The following is a 20,148-nucleotide window of genomic DNA, read 5'->3' as shown; positions in this document are numbered from 1 at the left end:
GGTCAGCGGGGCCAGGCCTGGACGAAGCGGGCGAAGAGTTCGGCGAAGGTGCGGGCCTCCTCGGGGGTGAAGCTGGCGAGGGCGGTCTCGACGGCGGAACGGCGGTGGTCCTGGACCTCCCCGAGCTGCGAGCGCCCGGCGGTGGTGAGCTGGATGAGTGCCCGCCGCGCGTCGGACGGGTCGGGGACGCGCCGCACGAGCCCGCGCTCGACGCCCTCCTGCACGAGCCGGCTCGCGCGCGGCTGATCGACGCCGATCGCGGTGGCGAGGGAGCTGACCGAGAGCTGCCGCCCCTCCGCCTCCGCAGCGGCCAGTGCCTCGAGCATCCGGACGCGGGCGAAGCGGCCGAGCGACCCGTCGCGTCCACGGCGACCGGGGCCGGGACGGGCGGAGTCGCCGAACGGCCCGGGGAAGCCGGCCCACGGGCCGCGCGGGGACCAGGTGTGCGGGTCGAAGCCGTGCGGGGTGGGGTGGGAGTGGCCGTGGTGATCGTGAGCGGCGGCGCCGTTGCGGGGGTCGGTGTCGTCGGCGCCGGGGTGGGAGGAGTCGTGGTCGGGGCGGTGGTGGTCGGTGTCGTCGGCGCGGGCCTGGTCGGCGTCATCGGCGGGGCCGCTGTGGTCCGTGCCGTTGCCGCCGTGGTCGGCACCGTGGTTGGCGCGGCCGTGGCCGGGGTAGGCGCCGTGGTCCCACGGCCCCGTCGGGCGGCGGCGCGACTGGTCGCGGCGGACGGCGACCAGTGAGCGCTCGATGAGTGCGACCACGTCCGCTTCAGGCGAACGGTCCTGCTCTTGACGATCCTCAGCCATGCATGTAACTATACATTTACTTGTAACAGTACATAGAAAACGAAGGGAGTCTCCCGATGACGACCATCGACGACTCGAACACCCACGATTCATCCGACACCCCGCCGTACTTCTGGTTCGGCGAGATCAGCGCGCGCCTCCGCGCCCGGACGCGCGACGAGCTCCACGAGCTCGACCTCGGCCGCCGGGGCTGGCGCGTGCTCCACGCCCTCGCGGACGGCCCGGCCACCGCCGACGAGCTCCACGCCTCCCTCCCACACCGCGGACGCCGCGGCGGCCCCTTCGGAGGCCGGCCCACTGGCGCCGGAAGCCCCGCTGAGGCGGACGCACGCCCGGACGGCGACGCCCCCTCCGGCGAGCAGACCCACGCGGCCGCTGGGCCGCGGGAGTGGCGCGGCCGCCCCGACTGGATGCGGCGCGAGTGGGAGCGCCGCCAGCAGATGTACCGCGCGTGGATGGAGCACGACAACTCCCGCACGCAGGACGGCCCGCACGACCACGCCGACCACGACCACGACCACAGCGCGCACGACCACTACGGGCCCGACCACACTGGACTCGACCACTCGGGGCACGCGCACAGCGACGACCAGCAGGGGCACGACCACTACGGGCCCGACCACGGCGACGACCACCAGGCGCACGACGGGCACGATCACAGCGACGACCACGACCACGCGCACGACCACCACCACCCGCACCCCGACCACCACGGCGCCGAGCAGGCGTTCGAGCGCGGCTTCGAGCGCGGATTCGTCCGCGGCGTCGAGCGTGCGCACGCCGGGCACGGCTTCGGCCCCGGCGGGCTCGGGTACGGCGGCTTCGGCCCCGGCCGCTACGGTCGCGGCTTCGGCCCCGGCCGGTTCGCTCCCGACGCCTGGGGGCACGAGCACGCAGGGCACGGCCGTCCGCCGTTCGCCGGGCGGCACGGCTTCGACGGGCGCTGCCAGGGCAGCGTGGACCGCATCCTCGCGGACTTCGTCGAGCGCGGCTGGGTCTGGTTCGACGGCGACCGTGCGACGCTGACCGACGAGGGACGCGCCGCGCACGACACCGCCTTCGAGCGCATCCGCACGGCGCGGGTGACGGCCTCGGAGGGCATCGACCCCGCCGACCTCGCCACCACCCTCGCCACCCTGGAGGCGATGGCGCGCAACCTCGGCTGGACGCCGCGCGCGGAGGAGGCCGGGGAGACCACCACAGCCCCCGACTCCCAACAGGGCGCCGGCCCGGAAGTGGGCACCGACGCCGACTGACGCGCGGGCACACTCCCGAGGGGGCGCGACCACCGGCCGCGCCCCCTCGGCCTGCCCCCTCCCCGCATCCCGCCCGCGCCTAGGATGGACGCATGACGTCACCGCGCGAAGAGGTCGTCCTGCTCGCGGAGGACGGCACCCCGATCGGGACCGCGGACAAGGCGACCGTCCACACCACGGACACGCCCCTCCACCTGGCCTTCTCCTGCCACCTCTTCGACGGCGAGGGCCGGATCCTCGTGACCCGCCGCGCGCTGAGCAAGGCGACCTGGCCTGGCGTGTGGACCAACTCGTTCTGCGGGCATCCCGCGCCCGGCGAGTCGATGGAGGACGCGATCGCACGCCGTGCCGCCGACGAGCTCGGCACCTCCGTGGAGAACCTCGTGCCGGTGATCCCCGACTTCCAGTACCGCGCGACCGACGCCGCCGGCATCGTCGAGTACGAGGTCTGCCCGGTGTTCACGGCGACGATCGCCGGCGAGCTGAACCCGTCCGCCGACGAAGTCGCCGAATGGGAGTGGGTCGACCCGCGCGCACTGCTGGCCGCGGTGGAGGCCACCCCGTGGGCGTTCAGCCCCTGGCTGACCCTCCAGCTCCCCGCTCTCTACGCCGACGACGCACCCGAAGCTTCAGGCCAGCTGTGAGTCTGACTCACTATTTTCCACCTGTGTAATCAACTGTGGATAACTCGCGGAGCGTATGCCGCGAAGCGAATCCATTCGGAGACGAAGCAGTTCGCCGGGGTAGCAGTTGCGGGACCGCACAGCCGCTGCGCAGGACGGATCAGCCCGTTCGTGTCGCGTCGACGTGCTGCTCCAGCCACCAGGTGCGGCCCTCGTCGTTCGAGACCCAGCCGTCCCACTCGAACGACTCGTCGGTGATCTTCGAGAAGTTCCAGCGGATCGGCCGGCCGTCGGTCTGGGTGCCGTCCTGCCGGATGCCGTCGCGGCGATGCGGTGTGGCGACCAGCGTGCAGAAGTCGCCGGCCGCGGCGCCGAACCAGCTCACCCGCCACGCACCGAGCGTCGAGTCGTAGACGCGCACGGTCGAGCCGTGGGCGACGAGGGACTCGGGGTGCTCGGGATCGCGCGCCACGAGCACGTCCTGCACGGCCCGGCCGCCGAGCGTGTACGCGAACACCCACTCCTCGACCCGTTCCGTCCACGCGCCGGAGGCCTCGTCCAGGAAGCGGACGTCGGCCCGCCAGCTCCCGACGAGCCGCCCGAACAGGTGCATCCGCTGGGGCCGCTCCGGCGTCGGCTCGGTCGCGATCAGGGCTCGCGCGAAAAGGGAATCGGTCGACTCGCTCATGGGCAGCCCTCTCGGCTCGGGGACTAGCTGGACGGGCGTCCGGCTTCGGTCGCGGACACGTCGGTCCGGTGGAAGTTGAGGAACGAACGCGAGGCCGTCGGCCCGCGCTGACCCTGGTACCGCGAGCTGTACTCGGCCGACCCGTACGGCCTCTCGGCCGCGGACGACAGCCGGAAGAAGCACATCTGGCCGATCTTCATCCCCGGCCACAGCTTGATCGGCAGCGTCGCGACGTTGCTCAGCTCCAGGGTCACGTGACCGGAGAAGCCGGGGTCGATGAAGCCGGCCGTGGAGTGGGTGAGGAGGCCGAGACGCCCGAGCGAGCTCTTGCCCTCCAGCCGCGCGGCGACGTCGTCGGGCAGGCTCACCAGCTCGAACGTCGACCCGAGCACGAACTCGCCCGGGTGCAGGATGAACGCCTGGTCGGGGTCCACCTCGACGAACCGGGTCAGCTCCGGCTGGTCGATCGCGGGGTCGATGAAGGGGTACTTGTGGTTGTCGAACAGACGGAAGAAGCGGTCGAGCCGGACGTCGATGCTCGACGGCTGGACCATCGCCGGCTCGTACGGCTCCAGCGCGATCCGCCCGGCACCCAGTTCGGCCTTGATGTCACGATCGGAGAGAAGCACGCGCCCAGCCTATCGGGTGCGCGGGTACCGGCATCGGGGGTTACGCAAGAGGTCGATGGTCGGTGACGGACGGCCCGAACCGGCTAAAGGAGCGGATGGTAGAAGCCGTCGACGAACGCGGGCTCCGAGTGAACGAGGTCGAGCAAACTCTTCGAGTACCCGGTGCTCCCCTCGATCTGGTCGACCATACCGGCGAGGAGAGTCAGCGCTGCAGCCGGAGTATTGGGGGAGAGAAATCGCCGCTTCACCCGGAGAGCGATTTCAGGGAGCGTGACATAGCCATCGAATCGTCGATTCCACAGCCTCCCGTGATGAGCGGCGATGTTTCTCAGGAAGGCGATGTTCTGAATGGCCTGGAGTAGCTTCGGCTCGTCCTCGAGCTGAAGTGACTTGGTAACGGGCGCAAGGACCGACTTGTCGCGAAGCGCCTTCAGGAAACGAGAGAATGTGCCGATCGAAACCACTTCGATAGCAGCCCAGAACGGAACAGGGTCCCCTCTGTCGATGTGATGCCTGATGAATATCTCGTCGCGACCCTGAATCGCGCGGAAAGTCCCCAGGACTTTGTCGCGGTTCTTGACCTCGGCCTGCCAACGTTTCCCCCCGTTCACGTAAGAGACCGGCGTCGTCGGCGCGATTGGAAGGTAAAGGGTTTCGTCCAGGTATCCATCGCCGCCACCTATGACCTTCGCGACGTGGAATGCGACTCGGCTTCGCAGCGTCGGTTCGACTACTCCGACTCCGTCTAGTACGAGATTGCGGATAGAGCGATCGAGGTCGTAGATGTCCACGAGCTGTGCTGCAGTCGTCCCGGCGACGTACCGGTCTGCATTGGGTTGGTAGAAACAGCGCGCGTACCCGCTCACGCGGTAGTAGTTGCTCGAATACAGGAACATGGCGAACCTGCTCGTGGTCACGCCACCCAAATCGAGCCCGCGGTCTACATGCTTGTGCACTTGAGCGCTGAGATCGATCCAGTTTTTCAATTCTGCCCCCAGAAACGAAGAACCCACCCGGCTGCGCCGAGTGGGTCCGAATGTTGAGTACATCGTATGTCAGACTGCCCCCGTTACGCAAATTGGACGGTCACAACCGCAGCCCGCCCTCCAGGAACGAGAACGCCCTGTCCACGAGGACGGCTAGCTCGGCGTCCGGGTCGTCGGCGAGCTCCGAGAGCACGGCGAACATGCTGCCGATGATGGCGCCCGCGAGGGTGCGGACGCCGAAGTCGTCGCGCGGGCGGCCTGCGCGGTCGGCGATCGCCTCAGAGATCAGGAGCATCGACTGCGAGAGCTGGTCGAGGATCGCGCCGCGCAGGGCGGGGACGTCCAGGACGAGTGCAAGGCGCTCGCGCTGCTCCTCCAGCTGCTCCGCGGTCAGGTCGCCGAAGGCCTCCCGCAGCGCGACGCGCATCGCCGCGACCGGCGGGACGTCGGCGGGCTGGGCGAGGAAGGCCGAGACGATCTGCGGGTCGAAGTCGTCGAAGAGGACGACGGACTCCTTGGTCGGGAAGTAGCGGAAGAACGTGCTCGCCGACACCTCGGCCGCGTCGATGACCTGGTCGATCGTCGTGGCGTCGTAGCCCTGCTCGGTGAACAGGCGCAGCGCGTGCGACTGGATGGCCGCCCGCGTTCGCGCCTTCTTGCGCTCGCGGAGGCCTGGCCTGTCAGACGTGCCGTCCGGCATGCGTGCTCCTTCCGTCCGGGATGGGGGCGGTCACAGCAACGGGCGCGGCCGCGAGGTGCGAACCGCGCTCCGCGCGCGGCAGGACCACCATCGCCATGATGCCTCCCGCGACCGCGATGCCGGCGGAGACCCACAGCGACACGCTCATCCCCTGCGTGAACGCGTCGCGCACGGCCGCCGCGAGCGCGGTCGAGTGCAGCCGGTCGGCCACGGCGATCCCGGCGTAGACGCTGGACTTCGCCGCCGAGGCGACCGCCGCGGGCACCGGGGCCGACGAGAACACCGTGGCGAGCTGCGCCGTGTAGACGGCCGCGACCACGCTGCCGAGGATGGCGGTCCCGAGCGGGGCGCTCGTCTTCTGGAGGGCCTGGACGACGCCGGATCCCACGCCGCTGTGCTCGGCGGTGAGCCGGGACAGCGCGGCCGACATGGCGGAGGTCAGCGCGAGCCCCGCGCCCGCGCAGACCGTCGCCATCCACCCCGCGATGACGACCTCGCTGGTCGAGCCGGTCGTCCACGATCCGATGGCCGAGCCCGCCGCGATGACGACGAAACCGATGGTCACCGTGGCGCGGAAGCCGATGGCCGTGGCGATCCGGGAGGCCGGCAGAGCGCCGATCAGCATGCCGCCGACGAACGGGAGCAGGCGGAGCCCGGAGGCGAACACGTCCACGCCCTGCACCGCCTGGAAGAACTGCGGCATCACGAACAGCAGCCCGACCATCCCCATGCCGGCGACCCCGGCGAGCGCCGCGCCACCGGTGAACGTCCGGGACCGGAACAGCGTGGTGTCGACCAGCGGCGAGCGGCCGCGGCGGGTCAGCGCGACCTCCCACGCGACGAACCCGGCGAGGATGGCGACGCCGAGGGCGAGCGCGGTCAGGGCCCCGGCGTCCGACCAGCCGTGCTGCCCGGCCTCCACGATCCCGTAAGTGAACACGACCAAACCGGCCACCGAGGCCAGCACGCCGACCGCGTCGAACGACGGCCGCTTGGCCGCCTTCGACTCGGGGACGAGCAGCGCCACCGCGACCAGGCCGATCGCGACGACGGGGAGGTTGAGAAGGAACACCCAGCCCCACCAGAGGTTGGCGAGCATCCAGCCGCCCAGGATCGGCCCGAGCGGCAGCGACAGGAAGTTCGCCGCCGCGAACACGCCGACCGCCCTGGGCCGTGAGGCCTCGTCGAAGAACACGGTCAGCGCGGAGAGCGCCATGACCGCGACGCCGGCGCCCGCGACACCCATCAGCAGCCGTGCGACGAGGAACACCTCGGGAGTCGTCGCGAACGCACACAGCGCCGAACCGCCCCCGAACGCGGCGAGCGAGACGAGCAGCACGGCCTTGCGGCCGAACCGGTCGCCGAGGAGACCGAGCGGCAGCACGGCGGCAGCGAGCGTGAGCAGGTAGCCGGACGAGAACCATTCGAGCTGCGTCTCGGACGCGTGCAGCGCGCCGGCGAGGGTCGGCAGGGCGATCGAGAGGACCGTCCCGTCGATCCCGACGGCCAGGACGCTCAGGCTCACGGCGCCCAGTGCCCACCATCTCCGGGTTTCCAGGTTCATGACATTCACCTCCTTTTGGATGGTAACTCCATTTTGGAAGTTTGTGTCAATTTTGTTGAGAAAATCGCAGAAAGTCTTTTGCAGAATCTTTTCTGCGATTACACTGCCCGGTATGACCGACGAGCCGAACCCGTTCCCGGAGCTCGATCCCGCACAGGATGTGCTGCTCAGCCCCTCCGCCATGCGCGGGCTGGTCAACCCGCTGCGACTCCGGCTGCTCGACCTCCTCCAGGCCGACGGGCCCTCCACCGCGACCGAGCTCGGCCGGCGCGTGGGCCAGTCCACCGGCGTCACCAGCTACCACCTGCGCGTGCTCGCCGAGCACGGCTTCATCGCGGAGGACGCCGAGCGCGGCAACGACCGTGACCGCTGGTGGCGCGCGGTGCACCGGTCGACCTCCTTCTCGTTCCGTGTGCCTGGCGACGCCGCCACCGAGGAGACCGTCGACCAGGCCGTGCAGTTCGTGAGGCTCAACGCCGAGGAGTCGCACCGGCGCGTGCTGGCCTGGGTGGACACGCTGTCCAGCCAGGTGGACGAGCTGCCGGAGCTGCCGTGGACCGTCAGCGACTGGCCGCTCACCCTCACCGTCGAGCAGGCGCGGGAGGTCACGGCCGCAGTGCGCGAGCTCGTGGCGCGATTCCGGCGCGCGCCGGGGGCGGAGGCCGGCGACGGAGTCAGGGTGCACGCGCAGTTCCAGCTGTTCCCCGAGCCATGAGCGACATCGCCCGCCGCGCTCCCCTGCTCGGGCTGATCGGCGCGTACCTGGTCTCCGGCGCCGGCACGGCACTGTCGGCCATCGCCATCCCGTGGCTCGTGCTCGTCACGACCGGCAGCGCCGTCGCCACCGGCCTGGTCGGGTTCGCGGAGATGGCGCCGTACGTGCTGCTGCAGGCGACGGCCGGGCCGCTGGTCGACCGGGTCGGTCTGCGCCGCACGTTCCTGATCGGCAACCTCGTCGCCGCAGCTGCGGTGTTCGCGGTGTTCCTGCTCGGCGCGCTGCACGACCTCCCGCTCGGCGCGCTGGTGGCGCTGGTCGCGGTGGCCGGCGCCGTGCGCGGTGCTGCGGACGCGGCCTCCACGCCGATGATCCCCCCGCTGGCGCGGCTGGCCCGCTGGAGCGACGAGCGCGCGGTCGGGCTCTACTCCGGCGCGAACCGGGCGGCGCTGCTGGTGGGGATGCCGCTCGCCGGGGTGCTGGTCGCGCTGGTCGGGCCGTCGATCACGATCCTGATCGACAGCCTGAGCTTCCTCTGCGCGGTCGTGGTGGTGGCCGCGACGGTTCCGCGGGCCCAGCCGGTGTCGGAGACGCCCACCGTCGCGCCACGGCTCGGCCCGCGCGCCTACTTCGCCGAGCTGCGGGAGGGGCTGCGCTTCCTCCGCGCCGACCGGCTGCTCCTCAGCCTCATGGCCCTGATAGTGCTCACGAACCTGCTCGACCAGGCGATGAGCGCGGTGTTCCTGCCGGTCTGGGCGCACGACCGGGTGCACGACGCGGTCGCGTTCGGCGTGGTCGGCGGCGCCTCCGGGCTCGGGATGCTCGCCGGCGTGCTGCTCACCGCGTGGCTGGGCCGGCGGCTGCCGCGCTGGCTGACCTTCGCCTGCTGCACCCTCCTGGCATCGGCGCCGCCCTTCTTCGCGGTGGCGGGCTGGACCTCCGTCGTCGCCGTCGCCGCGGTATTCTTCGTGTGCGGCGTCTTCGGCGGCGTCCCGAACCCGATCATCGGGGCGGTGCAGTACGAGCGGGTGCCCGCGCTGCTGCAGACCCGCGTGCTCGGGGCGATGAAGGCGAGCGCCTACCTGGGCGTCCCGGTCGGATCGCTGCTCGGCGGCCTCCTCGCGCAGGGCGTCGGCCTGACCTGGGCGTGCGTCGGCGCGGGCGTGGTGATGCTGCTCGCGACGATCGCTCCGCTGGTGTTCCCGGTCTGGCGGCAGCTCGACAGGCCCGGCTCCGCGCCCAGAGCGCCGCGGCTCAATCCCGAGACGGCGTGAGCCGGGCTCGTCAGTACCCGGCAGGCCAGGCGAACGCCTTCGGCGCGGAGGCCGTCGTCCCCTTCTTCGCGACCACGAAGTCGATGTCCTCGTGCGACGTGAGCGCGATCGTGCGCGGGTCGCCGGTGTACGCCTTGCCGTTCACGAAGACGGTGACGGTCTGGCCGTCGGCGCCGTCCCGGAAGGCACCGACCTGGCCAGGCCCGAGCTTCTGGCCCCACTCGTCGAACACCTGGGCCAGCGTGAACGTGCGGACCTCCGCCGACTCGACGTGGATGATCCCGGACGTGTCGTGCGTGTGGATCGGCGAGATCCGCTGCTGCGCCTCCTCGATGCCGATGAGGGCGGGAACGGCGACGGGCGCGCCGTCGACTGTGACGCTCAGGTGCTGATGGATGTGCAGCGCCGTCCCCTCGGCGGTCAGCATCTGCAGGCCCGCGGCGCGAACTGCCCCCTCCACGTCGGCGGGCGCGGCCCAGGCTCCCGCGCTCGCGGAGGAGCTGGAGCTGCTCGCGGCGGACGTCGACGACGGCTGACCGTTCAGCACGACAGCGGTGACGATGCCGGCCACGGCGAGCACCGCGACCGCGGCGCCGCCTCCGATCAGGAGCTGGCGGCGGCGGGCCCGGCGCTGCTCCTGCAGCCGCAACTCGGCCGCGCGCTTCTGGGCCTCGAGCCGGCGATCTCGCTTGGGGGTGTCGTTCACCCTCACAGTCAATCAAGCCGCTGCTGTGCGGCCGCCTCGGACTCGGTGCGAAAAGTCCCGGAATCCTCAGGTAGCGCTCGCCTGCCGCGCCGCGGGCATGCTCGTCGGCAGCTCGATCGTCGCCCGCGTGCCGCCGATCGGCGGCGAATCGAGCCGGACTGAGCCCCCGTTGCGCTCCACCAGCTCCGCGACGATGGCCAACCCGAGGCCCGTCCCGGGAACGGCGTCGCGCTGCATCCCTGGCGCGCGGTAGAACCGGTCGAAGGCGTGCGCGCGGATCTCCTCGCTCATGCCCGGCCCGGTGTCCGCCACGACCACGGTGATCGTCGCCTCGCCGGCCGACGACGTGACCGTCACGCGCCCGCCGTCCGGCGTGAACTTGACGGCGTTGGCGACCAGGTTGGTCAGGATGCGGCCCACGTCCGCCGGCTCCGCGCGGGCGGTTCCGGCGTGGCCTTGTGTCGACAGGTCGATGCGTTTCTTCGCCGCGATGACGCTGGACGCGCTCACCACGTCGTGGATCTGCGCGTCCACGTCGGCCTCGGCGAGCGCGCCGACGGGCCTCGCCACCGCCCCCAGGGTCAGGAGGTCCTCGACCAGGGAGGACAGCCGCACGGCGTTCCGGTCGATCACCTCCACCCAGGCCTTCTCCTGGTCCCCGAGCGCGTCCGACTCGGCGAGCAGCTCACAGAACCCGACGATGCTGGTGATCGGGGTGCGGAGCTCGTGGCTCGTCGTCGCGACGAAGTCCTCGCGCTGCCGCTCCAGGTCCATCCGGGTGGTGCGCGCGGCCTCCTGCTCGGCTTCGGCGGCGAGCGTCGCCGCCTGCATCCGGAGCGTGTCCGTCACGTCCACGAGCTGCACGGCGAAGCGGTCGGGCTCGTCCGGGATGCCGTTCGCCGCCACCGTGAGCGTGCCCGACTCGCAGGTCACCGTGATGGCGGCCCCGTCGGTGAGGGCCGACCGCGCAGCGTCGGCGAGCTCCCCCTCCCAGCGCCGGCCGCTCCCCTGAGGGAGCAGGGCGGCGGCGGTGGGGTTGCGCCAGATCACGCGCAGCTCGCCGACCCTGGAGCGCTCCCCGATCAGCAGCCCCACGGAGGCCTCCACGAGGCTGCCGGAGAGGAGCCGGGAGGTGGCGAGAAGCTGCCGGGTGGTGGCCCGCAGCTCGTACTGGGCGGCCGCCAGGACGATCGCGAAGCCGGCGAAGGTGACCAGGAAGGTCTCCCCGAGCGCGGCCCGCTGCGTGAAGTCCAGGGTCGAGTGATTGAACGGACCGCCGCCGGCGATGGTGAGCGCGAGCATGGCCATCGAGGCCAGGAGCGTCTCGGTCACCGCGACGCGGATGGGGAACCGGAACGCCGCCCACGAGAGCACCGGATAGGGCAGGAACGCGAGCGGCAGACCCACCGCCGGGTGGAAGACAACGACGATCACCGCCGCGAGTGCGACACCCTGGACCACCATCTCCACGACGGTCGCGCGAACCGGGATGCGCGGCGGGAGCAGTCCGAACGGGGCGATCATGAACACGGCCGCCGCGTGCGAGGCGGCGACGAACGCCGCCGTGGTGAAGAAGCTGCCGCCCTCGAAGACGACGACGGCCGCGGCCGCCAGCACCCCGATCGCGACCGCACCGGCGAGGACGGCGCCGGCGAACCTCAGCGCGGAGTCGAGATCGCGCAGGCGGAAGCCCGGGCCCCCGACCCGGAGCAGGATCGCGACGACCACCAGCGCCTCAACGGCGTTCGCCAGCCCGAACGCGGACGAGACCAGGACCGGCCGCCCGGCCGCGGCGTTCGCCAGAGCCGTGGCCACGAAGATCGCGGCCAGCGCCGCCGCCCGCTCCCTCCGGCCGCGCACGAGCAGCACGAGCAGCACGGAGAGGCCCGCTGCGGGCCACCAGATCGCGACCTGGCTGCCCGGCGGGGCGAGCCGGACGCCCAGCACCGACGCGCCGAAGATCAAGAGGACGCCCAGCAGCCATCCCCACCACGGGAAGGCGGCACGGGACCGCTCGGTGTCCTGTTCGTCGGCGAGCGCAACGTCGGCAGGGCTGAGGGTCACATCAGGGACCGTACCCGCGGGCGGCGTCATCGGCGTGCAGGCTCGCCCTCACCGCAGCCCGAGCGTACGGTGCCGACGACAGGCACGAACGACAGGACGGACGAGAACGATGACCGAGCGCGACGCACAACGCCCCGACCCCGACGACCTCCCCGACGGCTCCGGCCCGCAGTCCGAGGAGTCCGACGACGGCGCAGACACCGCCTCGGGCGGCGGGGCGGACGACCGCTGACATGACCCGGGGATCCGAGGACCTGAAGCGCCGCGGCGGCTGGCTCCCGCACGACCAGGACGAACTGGAGGGGTGGCTGGACGGCCGGATCGACCGGCTCGGCGACGACGACACGGCGCCGTACCGGCATCCCGTGATCCAGGAGTTCGCCGACCTCATCGACCGGGACGCGATCGTGCGCATGTACCTGACCCGGATGATCGAGGAGGTGCCGATGACCCGCCAGTACAGCGCGCGTCACATCGAGAGCGTCGGCCAGCTCCTCCGGCTGATCGACGACGTGCTGGACACGGCGCCGGAGTTCAGCGAGGGCGCGATGGTGACCACACCGCTGACGGGCATCCTCGATTGGACGATGGGCACCCCCTCCGGGATGGCCGCCTACCGCGACCCGCGGGTCAACGCGATCCTGAAGAAGGTCCTCGACGCCTGGGCCGAGTTCCTCAACGGACCGGACTCGCTCTCCGTGCTGAACGACTCGCCCCAGGGCTGGATGTCCGAGAAGGCGCGCGCGGTGGTGGGCATCGATCAGTTCGAGCACGACCCCGACGCCGAGCACTGGGGCTTCACCTCCTGGAACGACTTCTTCACCCGACGGCTGAAGGAGGGCGCGCGGCCGGTCGACTCCCCCGACGACGACGCGGTGGTGGTGAGCGCCTGCGAGTCCACGCCGTACCGGATCAGCCGGGATGTCGCCCGGCACAGCGAGTTCTGGATCAAGAACCAGCCCTACTCGCTGCAGGACCTGCTCGCGGGCGACGAGTCGGTGGACGAGTTCGTCGGAGGGACGGTGTACCAGGGCTTCCTCAGCGCGCTGAACTACCACCGCTGGCACAGCCCGGTCGCGGGAACCGTCGTCCGCGCCTTCGTGCAGCCCGGCACCTACTTCTCCGAGGCGGAGTCCGAGGGCGCGGAGGCTGTGGAAGCCACGGCCTCGCAGGGCTACCTCGCCCACGTCGCCGCACGGGCGATCATCCTCATCCGGGCGGACAACCCTGCGATCGGGCTGATGGCGGTGGTGCCGGTGGGCATGGTGGAGGTGTCGTCCTGCGTGATCGGCGACGACATCGTGCCGGGTCGTCACGTCGGCAAGGGCGACGAGCTGGGCTACTTCCAGTTCGGCGGGTCGACCGAGTGCCTGGTCTTCCGGCCAGGGGCGATCCAGGAGTTCGCGCTCGGGGCGATCCCGCAGACCGGAGCGGCCGGGGAGTCCGTGCTGAAGGTGCGCTCGAGGCTCGCGGTCGCGTCGCGGTAGGAGCCCCGCTCACAGGGATTCGACTAGACGGAGCCCTCCGGCACGCCGAAGGCGGCCCGGTACGAACGGCGGAACCTGTCTTCCGAGGGGAACCCCCAGCGCGCGGCCAGCGCCGCGTCGCTCAGCGCGGGCTCCGCCGCCCGGTCGACCCGCGCGGCCGAGAGCCGGGCACGGCGCAAGTAGCTGCCCGCGCCGGTGCCCGTGCGCGACCGGAACGCCGCATTGAGGGTGTTGAGATCGGTCGCGGCAGCGGCGGCGACGTCGCCGAGGGTGATCGGCAGCGACAGGCAGTCGTCGATGAAACGGGTCGCGCGGCGGTAGACGGCGGCCTCGGAGCGCCGCGTCACGGGCGCGCTGCCGCCGTTGCGTTGCAGGGGGAAGGTCTCCAGCGCGCCGACCGCGAGCTGGTGGAACAGGCCCGCGCGGACCATCGGATGCTCGATCATCCCCGACCGCACGTACTCCGAGGCCACCTGGAGGGTCTGCAGCATGACGAGGCTGCGCTGCGGGTCGATCGGGCGGGGCGAGTCGAAGACCGGGTCGATCCGGTCGTCGGCGTAGATCTGACGCGCGACCTCCGTGAGCCGTTCGGGGGTGATGTAGACGTTGACGATCGTCAGGTCGTCGCCGTGACCGAACAGGTCGTGCCCGGGCCGCGACAGGAACGGGGACGCGTAGCCGGAGTCGCGGTCACCATCGATCTCCCACCGGTAGTCGCCGGAGAAGACGCCGTGGACGCTGAACTGGTCGAACTCGCCATCGGACTGCCACTCCCCGTCGATGCGGTACACCCCGACGGCGACGCCGTCGTCGCCGGCCTGCTTCACCCGGAAGGAGAAGTCCGACCCGGGGTCGCGGGAGAACGCGAACCGGCCGCCCGCCTCGCGCAGCAGTGCGTCGGCCTCCGCCGGGTCGCCCGTGCTGCTCTGCACGCGCCTGAGAGCGTCCACACCGGGAACAGTACCCCCGGGAGGCCGGACACACCTACTGGTTCTTGCGATCCGGGCGGCCGTTATGGAATGCTCTCCCTCGTGATCCTCTAGCAGAGCCCCTTCCTCCCCACGACCGTGGGTGAGTCGATCGACCCTGCAAACGAAGAGGTTTCATGTCTACGTCAGAGAACACCAACACCATGACCCCCACCACCACCCTGGGGGGCTTCACCGTCGAGCCGCTCGTCGTCCCGGTCAGCGTCGACGCCGCGGATGCCGCGGACTTCGTCGCCTTCGTCGCGGTGCGCAGCGCCGTCGAGGCGGAGCTGCGCGGCCACGCCGGCGAGGTCATGACCGCGGCCGAGCTGCTGCCGGACTGGAGGGACGAGTCGCGGCAGATGACCGGACTCGTCGCCAAGGTCGACGGCCGCGTCGTCGCCCGGGCGAACCTGGCACTGCCGGCCGACGCGCCGGAATGCTGGGGGGCGGTCTCCGTCCTCCCCGGGTTCCGCGGCCGCGGCATCGGCTCCGCGCTGTTCGCCCGCCTGGAGGAGCTGGCCAGGGAGGCCGGCCGTGCGACCATCCAGAACCAGACGACCTACCCGGCCGGCGTCGGGGGCGAGGAGGTCGCCGCACCGACCGGATTCGGGTCGGTGCCGGTCGACCTCGCGTCGACGCGGTTCCTGCTCCGCCAGGGCTTCACGCTCGAACAGGTCGGGCGCATCAGCGCTCTGCCGCTGCCCGTCGACGCGGACGTGCTCGCCACGCTCCTCGCCGAGGCGGCCTCCGCGGCGGCCGGCTACCGGACCGTCTCCTGGCAAGGCCGGACTCCGGAGGAGTGGGTGGAGTCCATCGCGTTCCTGCGCACCCGGATGAGCACCGACGCGCCCAACGCCGGCATCGAGCTGACCGACGTCTGGACGGCGGAGCGCGTCCGCGCCGTCGACGACCTCTGGGCCGAGAGCCCCCGGGTCGCCCTGACGTCGATCGCGGTCCACGAGGCGACCGGACAGGCCGTCGGGTTCACCGAGCTCGACGGGTCCAGCGAGTCCGACCGCCCGGCCGAGCAGATGGACACACTGGTGCTGCGCGAGCACCGCGGGCACCGCCTCGGGATGCTGCTGAAGCTCGCCAACCTGCGCGAGCTGACCGCCCGGTTCCCCGGGTGCGCTCTCGTGGAGACGGTCAACGCGGAGGAGAACGTGCCGATGCTCGAGGTCAACGACGCGATCGGCTTCGCGGCGAGCGCCTTCTCGGCGCGCTGGCGGAAGCGCCTCGACGGGTGACCGGTGGCGCAGGCCGCTCTCGACTGGAGCGGCCTGCGCCCTGGATCGTCGCGGCCGCGGCGTCAGAAGACGAGGACACCCGACCGGACCACGATGACCGCGCCGATCAGGATGAAGACGACCGGGACGATCCAGTGCCCGAACCGCTGGATGACGCCGACCACCGCTCGATGTGCGCCGAGCACGGATCCGGCCACGCACCAGACGGCGACGCAGACGAGGAACACCAGGACGGTGACGAACGACTCCGCCGGATCGATGGTGCGGAACAGCGCCGTGTAGACGGTGAGGTTGTCGGCCCCGTTGGCGACCGTGACGCCGATGACCGACAGCACTCCGGTGGCGACCCGCAGCCGCGGCTGCCCGTCCTCGCGGCCGCTGGTGCGGATCGCGATCACCAGCCCGCGGACGCCGAGCCCGAGCGGGATCAGCCCGAGGAGCCCCACCCAGCGGTCGGGGACCACGGCGAGGCCGAGCGCGAGCACGAAGGAGCCGGCGATGAGGATCCCGATGCCGGAGTACTGACCGACCCAGATCTTCAGGGCGCTCGGCCTCCCGGACGCGCGCGAGGACAGGAAGAGGACGGTCAGCACCAGGAGGTCGTCGACGTTCGTTCCGGCGAACACGACGACAGCGGTGACGATCGTTCCCAGCACGTCGCCTCCGTTCCTCTCGCGTCAGTCGTCGCCGAAGTCGACTGCCCCCGATCCTGTCACGTGGCAGGATCTGACCGAGCGCACCGACGACGATGTCGAAAGGATCCCCATGACCGACCCCGCGATCACCAGCCCACGCCTCGCCCGGGTGGGCGGCTGGTTCGGCATCGCCGGACCCGTGCTCCTGACGATCTACTTCGCAGCCCCCGCATTCGCGGGCTGGCCCTACGCGGGCGGGACCGACGCGCAGCTCATGGCCTACGCGCGCTCGCACGAGACCCTCTTCTACGCCGGCGCCTGGTTCCAGGTCACCGGCGCCCTGCTGAGCGTGGTGTTCTTCCTCGTCCTCGTCACGCGGACCGGCAAGGGAGCCTGCTTCATCGGCCAGCTCGCCACCGTCGGCGCGGCGCTGCTGATCGGCGTCGTGGTCATCGAGGCGGCACTCCTCATCGCGGTCCCGGTGGCGGCAGCGGGCGGCTCCGCCGCCGCGGTTTCGACCGCGTTCACGCTGAGCAACGGCGTGTTCGCGAGGGTGTTCCCCCTCGCCCCGGCGCCGCTCCTGTTCGCCGCGACCGGACTGGCGCTGCGCTTCACCTCGGTGCTCCCCCGCGCGTTCGGGCCGCTCGCGCTGGTGGTCGCCGGACTGTTCGTGGCCTCCGGGATCGCGGCGATCTTCAGCACAGCGGGCCTGATCGCCGCCATCGCGATGTCGATTCTGCAGGAGGTGTGGATCGTGGCCGCGGCGATCGCGCTGCTGCTGCGTGCGCGGGACCCGAAGGGACTGGCGCCGAACCGCGGCTGACCGGATACTGAGCGCGTGGAGATTCTGCAGGTCGCACAGCACGCCGACGACCTCGACCGCGCCGCGGAGTTCTATGAGAACCTGCTCGGCGAGACGCCGGCCGCCCGCTTCGACCCGCCGGGCCTGCTCTTCTTCAACATCGGCATCGGCCGCCTCCTGCTCGAGAAGGGCGCCCCCTCGGCGCTGGTCTACCTCCAGGTGGACGATGTGGCCGAGACTGTGGAGCGGTTGCGCGGCGACGGCGTGAACGTGGTCACCGAGCCGCACGTGATCTTCACGCACCAGGACGACACGATCGGGCCGGCGGGGAACGACGAGTGGATGGCGTTCATCGAAGACAGCGAGGGGAACACGGTCGGGCTGGTGAGTTTCGAGCCCCGGCACGACCCGTGAGCGGGTTCGGGGCTTTTCCCACTATTGGCGTACTCGTGTGATCTCACTCACGCCGTGGATCACGCCCAAAGCGGTGAGTAAACGGTGAGCTACGAGAGTCCGGGTCCAGAGTCGCCGCGCACGTTGAACCGTTCGAGGATCGCCGTCGAGTCCGGCACCTGCACCACCCGCGGAAGATAGGACTGCTCCGTCGTCGCGTACGTCGAGTGACCCAACTGGTGTTGCGCGCGCTCGAGGCCGGCGGCGTCGCGGATCGCGGTCGCGACGGTGGATCTGAACTCCTTCGGCACCCGGCCTTCGAATCGCGTCCCCTTCAGTGCGATGTGCCACTGGAGACGGAAGTTGTCCGGGATCCGCGGCGTCAGCGCGCCGAACAGCTCACACCGTACCCGCCCGGCATTCCGGCTCTGTTGCCCGGAGAGGTGACCGCGCCGTACCTCTCACACGCGCAACTCGCACGGAGGTCTACTCCGGAAGGGTAGGACTCTCGCCGATCCCGGAGAAAGGATCATTGAGCTCCTGCATACGCTCGAGCATGTAACCCATGGCCAGGTGGTTATTGGGTTCCGTCACGGTGGTGTTCGCAGATTCGACCATGAGGTTCAGCAGCAGGTCCGCTGCAGCGCTGCCCATCAACAATGACTTCTCCGCGAACGTGACGTGCTTCATGCCGCCGAAACGTAGTTCTTTCGCCAGCGAGCGCAGTGGCTTGACAACGCAGCAGATCCTTGTTGCGGCTGGCCGGACATCTGCATGGGCTCGCGCGATGCCCCGCTGGCCCCGCCGTGTCAACCGGCTGAACCTCCTGCTCTTTGCGTGGATGTATGGACGTCACACATCCGACGAGCGAAAAGGAGAGCCGGGTATGACGAACTCGGAAAGCGGATTCGGCGGTACGCCGGTATTCGACACGACGCGCCAGTATCACGATGATGCGGTCGACGAAGCGAGCACGACCGACATCGCCAAGGAGGAGGCGGGCCGTCTGGCGGACTCCGCTGTCGACGCCGGCAAGGATGTCGCCGCAGTCGCGAAGGACGAAGCGCACGAGGTGGCGCACGAGACGAAGCAACAGGCGAAGGACCTCTACCGGCAGACCCAGCAGGAGCTGCGCGAGCAGGCTGCGGTGCAGCAGCAGCGGGTGGCGGACGGGCTGCGGTCGATCGGTGACGAGTTGCAGCAGATGTCGCGGTCGTCCGACCAGCACGGGGTCGCGAGCGACCTGGTCGGACAGGCGGCGAACCGCACGCAGTCGGTCGCGCACTGGCTGGACGAGCGCGATCCGGGTTCGCTGCTGCGCGAGGTCAAGTCGTATGCGCGCCGCAACCCGGGCACCTTCATCGCCGTGGCTGCCCTCACCGGCGTGGTCGCAGGGCGGCTGACCAGGGCGTTGGCCTCCGGCGACGACGGCAGCAGCGGGGGCAGCCACTCTACCCCGGCCACCAGCAGTGCACCCGTGGGCGAGACCACGCTGGGCGACACGACATTCCGCGGACCGGCTGCGGCCGGCAACCCGGCCGGAGGCCCGCTGTGACCGATCAGCCCACTCCTTCGGAGGCGCGGGCGGAGCACGAATCCCTCGGCGACCTGCTCGCCGAGGTGAGCCGTGACCTGTCGACGCTGGTCCGGCAGGAGGTGGAGCTGGCCAAAGCCGAGCTGAGACAGACGGCCACCCGGGCGGGGAAGGGCGCCGGGATGATGGGCGGCGCCGGCTACGCGGCCCTGATGGCGGTGCTCTTCCTCTCCATCGCGCTCTGGTGGGCGCTCGGCTATCTGATGGGCAACGCCTGGTCCGGCGTCGTCGTGGCCGTCATCTGGGCCATCGTCGCCCTGATCCTGTTCGTGGTCGGGCGCAATCAGCTGAAGACGGTGAAGGGGCTGCCGCAGACCGTGGAGACGGTCAAGGAGTTCCCTGACACCCTGAAACGAAACGGAGAGAACCGATGACTGACGACCCCGACGTGATCCGCGCCGAAATCGAGAGCACCCGCCGCAACCTGAGCGGCGACGTGGACGCCCTGGCCGACAAGGTCACGCCCAGCAAGATCGCCGAGCGGCAGAAGCAGAAAGTGAAGGGCGCCCTCCACTCGTTCACCCAGCGCATCATGGGCTCCGACGATCCCTACGACGTCCACCGCGGCGTCGGCGAGGCGACAGGCGACGCGATCGGCGACGCCAAGGACGCCACCGTCGACGCCGGCAAGCGGGTGGTCGCCAAGGCCGAGGGCAACCCGGTCGCAGTCGGCCTGATCGCCTTCGGCGTCGGGCTGCTCGCGGCCTCCCTCATCCCCGCCAGCGACAAAGAGCAGGAACTCGCCGCCAGGGCCAAGGACGCCGCGCAGCCGATGCTGCACGAAGCGGCCGAGGTCGGCAAGCAGGTGGCCCAGGACCTGCAGCAGCCCGCCCAGGAGGCGGTGCAGGCCGTGAAGGAGACGGCGCAGGAGTCGGTCGAGACCGTCAAGGCGGAGGCAGCCGACCGTGCGAACGACGTGGCCGAGGACGCCAGGGACGCCGGACAGCACGTGCAGAACGGCTGACGAAACCGGCGAACCACCCGGCGGCGCGGCGGAGGCGAAATGCC

24 protein-coding genes are annotated in these 20,148 nt (G+C 70.9%); 12 read left to right on the top strand and 12 right to left on the bottom strand.

The genetic code is table 11. The features are described from left to right. Positions 1-2: 2 nt before the first annotated feature. A complete protein-coding gene (locus ACFQ9V_RS04420; protein ID WP_382457956.1) occupies positions 3-806 on the bottom strand; it encodes a MarR family transcriptional regulator in 804 nt (267 codons plus the stop codon). 56 nt (positions 807-862) lie between these two features. Here ACFQ9V_RS04420 and ACFQ9V_RS04415 point away from each other — a divergent pair, with 56 nt between their 5' ends. Together ACFQ9V_RS04415 and idi are read left to right on the top strand one after the other, a co-directional pair. Next, on the top strand, positions 863-2,062 hold the full coding sequence (locus ACFQ9V_RS04415) for a hypothetical protein (protein ID WP_382457955.1): 1,200 nt from the start codon (positions 863-865) through the stop codon (positions 2,060-2,062). A gap of 92 nt (positions 2,063-2,154) precedes the next feature. Next, entirely contained in the window at positions 2,155-2,706 is a 552-nt protein-coding gene (gene idi / locus ACFQ9V_RS04410; protein WP_382457954.1) for an isopentenyl-diphosphate Delta-isomerase, read from the top strand. Between the two features lie 139 nt (positions 2,707-2,845). Here the strand turns inward: idi and ACFQ9V_RS04405 are convergent, their stop codons facing one another. From ACFQ9V_RS04405 to ACFQ9V_RS04385, 5 genes are all read right to left on the bottom strand, one after another. Then, positions 2,846-3,373 carry a hypothetical protein gene (locus tag ACFQ9V_RS04405; protein WP_382457953.1) on the bottom strand — a complete coding sequence of 176 codons (528 nt, stop codon included), beginning with the start codon at positions 3,371-3,373 and terminating at the stop codon, positions 2,846-2,848. 23 nt (positions 3,374-3,396) lie between these two features. Next, entirely contained in the window at positions 3,397-4,002 is a 606-nt protein-coding gene (dcd, locus tag ACFQ9V_RS04400) for a dCTP deaminase (protein ID WP_382457952.1), read from the bottom strand. Positions 4,003-4,085: 83 nt separating this feature from the next. Continuing rightward, positions 4,086-4,919, bottom strand: a complete 834-nt coding sequence (locus ACFQ9V_RS04395; RefSeq protein ID WP_382457951.1) for an Abi family protein — start codon at positions 4,917-4,919, stop codon at positions 4,086-4,088. Between the two features lie 169 nt (positions 4,920-5,088). Continuing rightward, on the bottom strand, positions 5,089-5,688 hold the full coding sequence (locus ACFQ9V_RS04390; protein ID WP_382457950.1) for a TetR family transcriptional regulator: 600 nt from the start codon (positions 5,686-5,688) through the stop codon (positions 5,089-5,091). Beyond that, positions 5,669-7,252, bottom strand: coding sequence for an MFS transporter (locus ACFQ9V_RS04385; protein ID WP_382457949.1), 1,584 nt, complete (start codon positions 7,250-7,252; stop codon positions 5,669-5,671). The genes ACFQ9V_RS04390 and ACFQ9V_RS04385 overlap by 20 nt, the downstream gene beginning before the upstream one ends. Before the next feature lie 112 nt (positions 7,253-7,364). On the opposite strand from ACFQ9V_RS04385, the gene ACFQ9V_RS04380 reads away from it, so the two are divergent. Together ACFQ9V_RS04380 and ACFQ9V_RS04375 are read left to right on the top strand one after the other, a co-directional pair. Next, positions 7,365-7,967, top strand: a complete 603-nt coding sequence (locus tag ACFQ9V_RS04380) for a helix-turn-helix domain-containing protein (RefSeq protein WP_382457948.1) — start codon at positions 7,365-7,367, stop codon at positions 7,965-7,967. Next, the gene (locus tag ACFQ9V_RS04375) at positions 7,964-9,241 is read left to right on the top strand and encodes an MFS transporter (protein ID WP_382457947.1); all 1,278 of its coding nucleotides are present in this window, start codon (positions 7,964-7,966) and stop codon (positions 9,239-9,241) included. Before ACFQ9V_RS04380 ends, ACFQ9V_RS04375 begins: the two co-directional genes overlap by 4 nt. Positions 9,242-9,251: 10 nt before the next feature. Here the strand turns inward: ACFQ9V_RS04375 and ACFQ9V_RS04370 are convergent, their stop codons facing one another. Both ACFQ9V_RS04370 and ACFQ9V_RS04365 read right to left on the bottom strand, forming a co-directional pair. Continuing rightward, the gene (locus ACFQ9V_RS04370) at positions 9,252-9,947 is read right to left on the bottom strand and encodes a hypothetical protein (protein WP_382457946.1); all 696 of its coding nucleotides are present in this window, start codon (positions 9,945-9,947) and stop codon (positions 9,252-9,254) included. Positions 9,948-10,013: 66 nt separating this feature from the next. After that, on the bottom strand, positions 10,014-12,011 hold the full coding sequence (locus ACFQ9V_RS04365; protein WP_382457945.1) for an ATP-binding protein: 1,998 nt from the start codon (positions 12,009-12,011) through the stop codon (positions 10,014-10,016). A gap of 109 nt (positions 12,012-12,120) precedes the next feature. On the opposite strand from ACFQ9V_RS04365, the gene ACFQ9V_RS04360 reads away from it, so the two are divergent. Both ACFQ9V_RS04360 and ACFQ9V_RS04355 read left to right on the top strand, forming a co-directional pair. Then, positions 12,121-12,243, top strand: coding sequence for a hypothetical protein (locus tag ACFQ9V_RS04360; RefSeq protein WP_382457944.1), 123 nt, complete (start codon positions 12,121-12,123; stop codon positions 12,241-12,243). 1 nt (position 12,244) lies between these two features. Further along, positions 12,245-13,498: a phosphatidylserine decarboxylase family protein gene (locus tag ACFQ9V_RS04355; protein WP_382457943.1), complete on the top strand. Its 1,254-nt coding sequence runs from the start codon at positions 12,245-12,247 to the stop codon at positions 13,496-13,498. A gap of 23 nt (positions 13,499-13,521) precedes the next feature. On the opposite strand, the gene ACFQ9V_RS04350 is transcribed toward ACFQ9V_RS04355, so the two are convergent. Then, positions 13,522-14,448 carry a helix-turn-helix domain-containing protein gene (locus ACFQ9V_RS04350; RefSeq protein ID WP_382457942.1) on the bottom strand — a complete coding sequence of 309 codons (927 nt, stop codon included), beginning with the start codon at positions 14,446-14,448 and terminating at the stop codon, positions 13,522-13,524. A 155-nt stretch (positions 14,449-14,603) separates the two neighbouring features. Between ACFQ9V_RS04350 and ACFQ9V_RS04345 the strand changes: the two genes are divergently transcribed. Then, positions 14,604-15,716, top strand: a complete 1,113-nt coding sequence (locus ACFQ9V_RS04345) for a GNAT family N-acetyltransferase (RefSeq protein WP_382457941.1) — start codon at positions 14,604-14,606, stop codon at positions 15,714-15,716. 62 nt (positions 15,717-15,778) lie between these two features. On the opposite strand, the gene ACFQ9V_RS04340 is transcribed toward ACFQ9V_RS04345, so the two are convergent. Then, complete coding sequence (locus ACFQ9V_RS04340) at positions 15,779-16,372, bottom strand: cadmium resistance transporter (RefSeq protein ID WP_382457940.1); 594 nt, start codon at positions 16,370-16,372, stop codon at positions 15,779-15,781. A gap of 109 nt (positions 16,373-16,481) precedes the next feature. On the opposite strand from ACFQ9V_RS04340, the gene ACFQ9V_RS04335 reads away from it, so the two are divergent. Continuing rightward, entirely contained in the window at positions 16,482-17,174 is a 693-nt protein-coding gene (locus ACFQ9V_RS04335) for a hypothetical protein (RefSeq protein ID WP_382457939.1), read from the top strand. A gap of 15 nt (positions 17,175-17,189) precedes the next feature. Then, positions 17,190-17,567, top strand: a complete 378-nt coding sequence (locus ACFQ9V_RS04330; protein ID WP_382457938.1) for a VOC family protein — start codon at positions 17,190-17,192, stop codon at positions 17,565-17,567. A gap of 89 nt (positions 17,568-17,656) precedes the next feature. Here the strand turns inward: ACFQ9V_RS04330 and ACFQ9V_RS04325 are convergent, their stop codons facing one another. Further along, positions 17,657-17,857, bottom strand: coding sequence for a hypothetical protein (locus ACFQ9V_RS04325; protein WP_382457937.1), 201 nt, complete (start codon positions 17,855-17,857; stop codon positions 17,657-17,659). A 175-nt stretch (positions 17,858-18,032) separates the two neighbouring features. Further along, positions 18,033-18,236 carry a hypothetical protein gene (locus tag ACFQ9V_RS04320; RefSeq protein ID WP_382457936.1) on the bottom strand — a complete coding sequence of 68 codons (204 nt, stop codon included), beginning with the start codon at positions 18,234-18,236 and terminating at the stop codon, positions 18,033-18,035. 196 nt (positions 18,237-18,432) lie between these two features. Between ACFQ9V_RS04320 and ACFQ9V_RS04315 the strand changes: the two genes are divergently transcribed. The 3 genes from ACFQ9V_RS04315 to ACFQ9V_RS04305 are packed head-to-tail and all read left to right on the top strand — an operon-like array spanning position 18,433 to position 20,104. Further along, positions 18,433-19,101: a hypothetical protein gene (locus ACFQ9V_RS04315; RefSeq protein WP_382457935.1), complete on the top strand. Its 669-nt coding sequence runs from the start codon at positions 18,433-18,435 to the stop codon at positions 19,099-19,101. Beyond that, positions 19,098-19,514: a phage holin family protein gene (locus ACFQ9V_RS04310; protein WP_382457934.1), complete on the top strand. Its 417-nt coding sequence runs from the start codon at positions 19,098-19,100 to the stop codon at positions 19,512-19,514. The genes ACFQ9V_RS04315 and ACFQ9V_RS04310 overlap by 4 nt, the downstream gene beginning before the upstream one ends. Continuing rightward, positions 19,511-20,104 carry a DUF3618 domain-containing protein gene (locus ACFQ9V_RS04305; RefSeq protein WP_382457933.1) on the top strand — a complete coding sequence of 198 codons (594 nt, stop codon included), beginning with the start codon at positions 19,511-19,513 and terminating at the stop codon, positions 20,102-20,104. The genes ACFQ9V_RS04310 and ACFQ9V_RS04305 overlap by 4 nt, the downstream gene beginning before the upstream one ends. The last annotated feature ends 44 nt before the right edge of the window (positions 20,105-20,148 follow it).

The organism is Leifsonia sp. NPDC056665 (genome assembly GCF_042791795.1).
Lineage (GTDB): Bacteria > Actinomycetota > Actinomycetes > Actinomycetales > Microbacteriaceae > Leifsonia.
The sequence above is the reverse complement of the archived record's forward strand: the minus strand, read 5'-3'. Positions and strand labels throughout refer to the sequence as shown.

Coding starts and splice junctions, on each gene's coding strand:
- idi (WP_382457954.1), top strand. CDS start 2,155: ATGACGTCACCGCGCGAAGAGGTCGTCCTGCTCGCGGAGGACGGCACC.
- ACFQ9V_RS04360 (WP_382457944.1), top strand. CDS start 12,121: ATGACCGAGCGCGACGCACAACGCCCCGACCCCGACGACCTCCCCGAC.
- ACFQ9V_RS04415 (WP_382457955.1), top strand. CDS start 863: ATGACGACCATCGACGACTCGAACACCCACGATTCATCCGACACCCCG.
- ACFQ9V_RS04305 (WP_382457933.1), top strand. CDS start 19,511: ATGACTGACGACCCCGACGTGATCCGCGCCGAAATCGAGAGCACCCGC.
- ACFQ9V_RS04390 (WP_382457950.1), bottom strand. CDS start 5,688: ATGCCGGACGGCACGTCTGACAGGCCAGGCCTCCGCGAGCGCAAGAAG.
- ACFQ9V_RS04405 (WP_382457953.1), bottom strand. CDS start 3,373: ATGAGCGAGTCGACCGATTCCCTTTTCGCGCGAGCCCTGATCGCGACC.
- ACFQ9V_RS04335 (WP_382457939.1), top strand. CDS start 16,482: ATGACCGACCCCGCGATCACCAGCCCACGCCTCGCCCGGGTGGGCGGC.
- ACFQ9V_RS04355 (WP_382457943.1), top strand. CDS start 12,245: ATGACCCGGGGATCCGAGGACCTGAAGCGCCGCGGCGGCTGGCTCCCG.
- ACFQ9V_RS04375 (WP_382457947.1), top strand. CDS start 7,964: ATGAGCGACATCGCCCGCCGCGCTCCCCTGCTCGGGCTGATCGGCGCG.
- ACFQ9V_RS04385 (WP_382457949.1), bottom strand. CDS start 7,252: ATGAACCTGGAAACCCGGAGATGGTGGGCACTGGGCGCCGTGAGCCTG.
- ACFQ9V_RS04380 (WP_382457948.1), top strand. CDS start 7,365: ATGACCGACGAGCCGAACCCGTTCCCGGAGCTCGATCCCGCACAGGAT.
- ACFQ9V_RS04315 (WP_382457935.1), top strand. CDS start 18,433: ATGACGAACTCGGAAAGCGGATTCGGCGGTACGCCGGTATTCGACACG.
- ACFQ9V_RS04420 (WP_382457956.1), bottom strand. CDS start 806: ATGGCTGAGGATCGTCAAGAGCAGGACCGTTCGCCTGAAGCGGACGTG.
- ACFQ9V_RS04320 (WP_382457936.1), bottom strand. CDS start 18,236: ATGAAGCACGTCACGTTCGCGGAGAAGTCATTGTTGATGGGCAGCGCT.
- ACFQ9V_RS04345 (WP_382457941.1), top strand. CDS start 14,604: ATGTCTACGTCAGAGAACACCAACACCATGACCCCCACCACCACCCTG.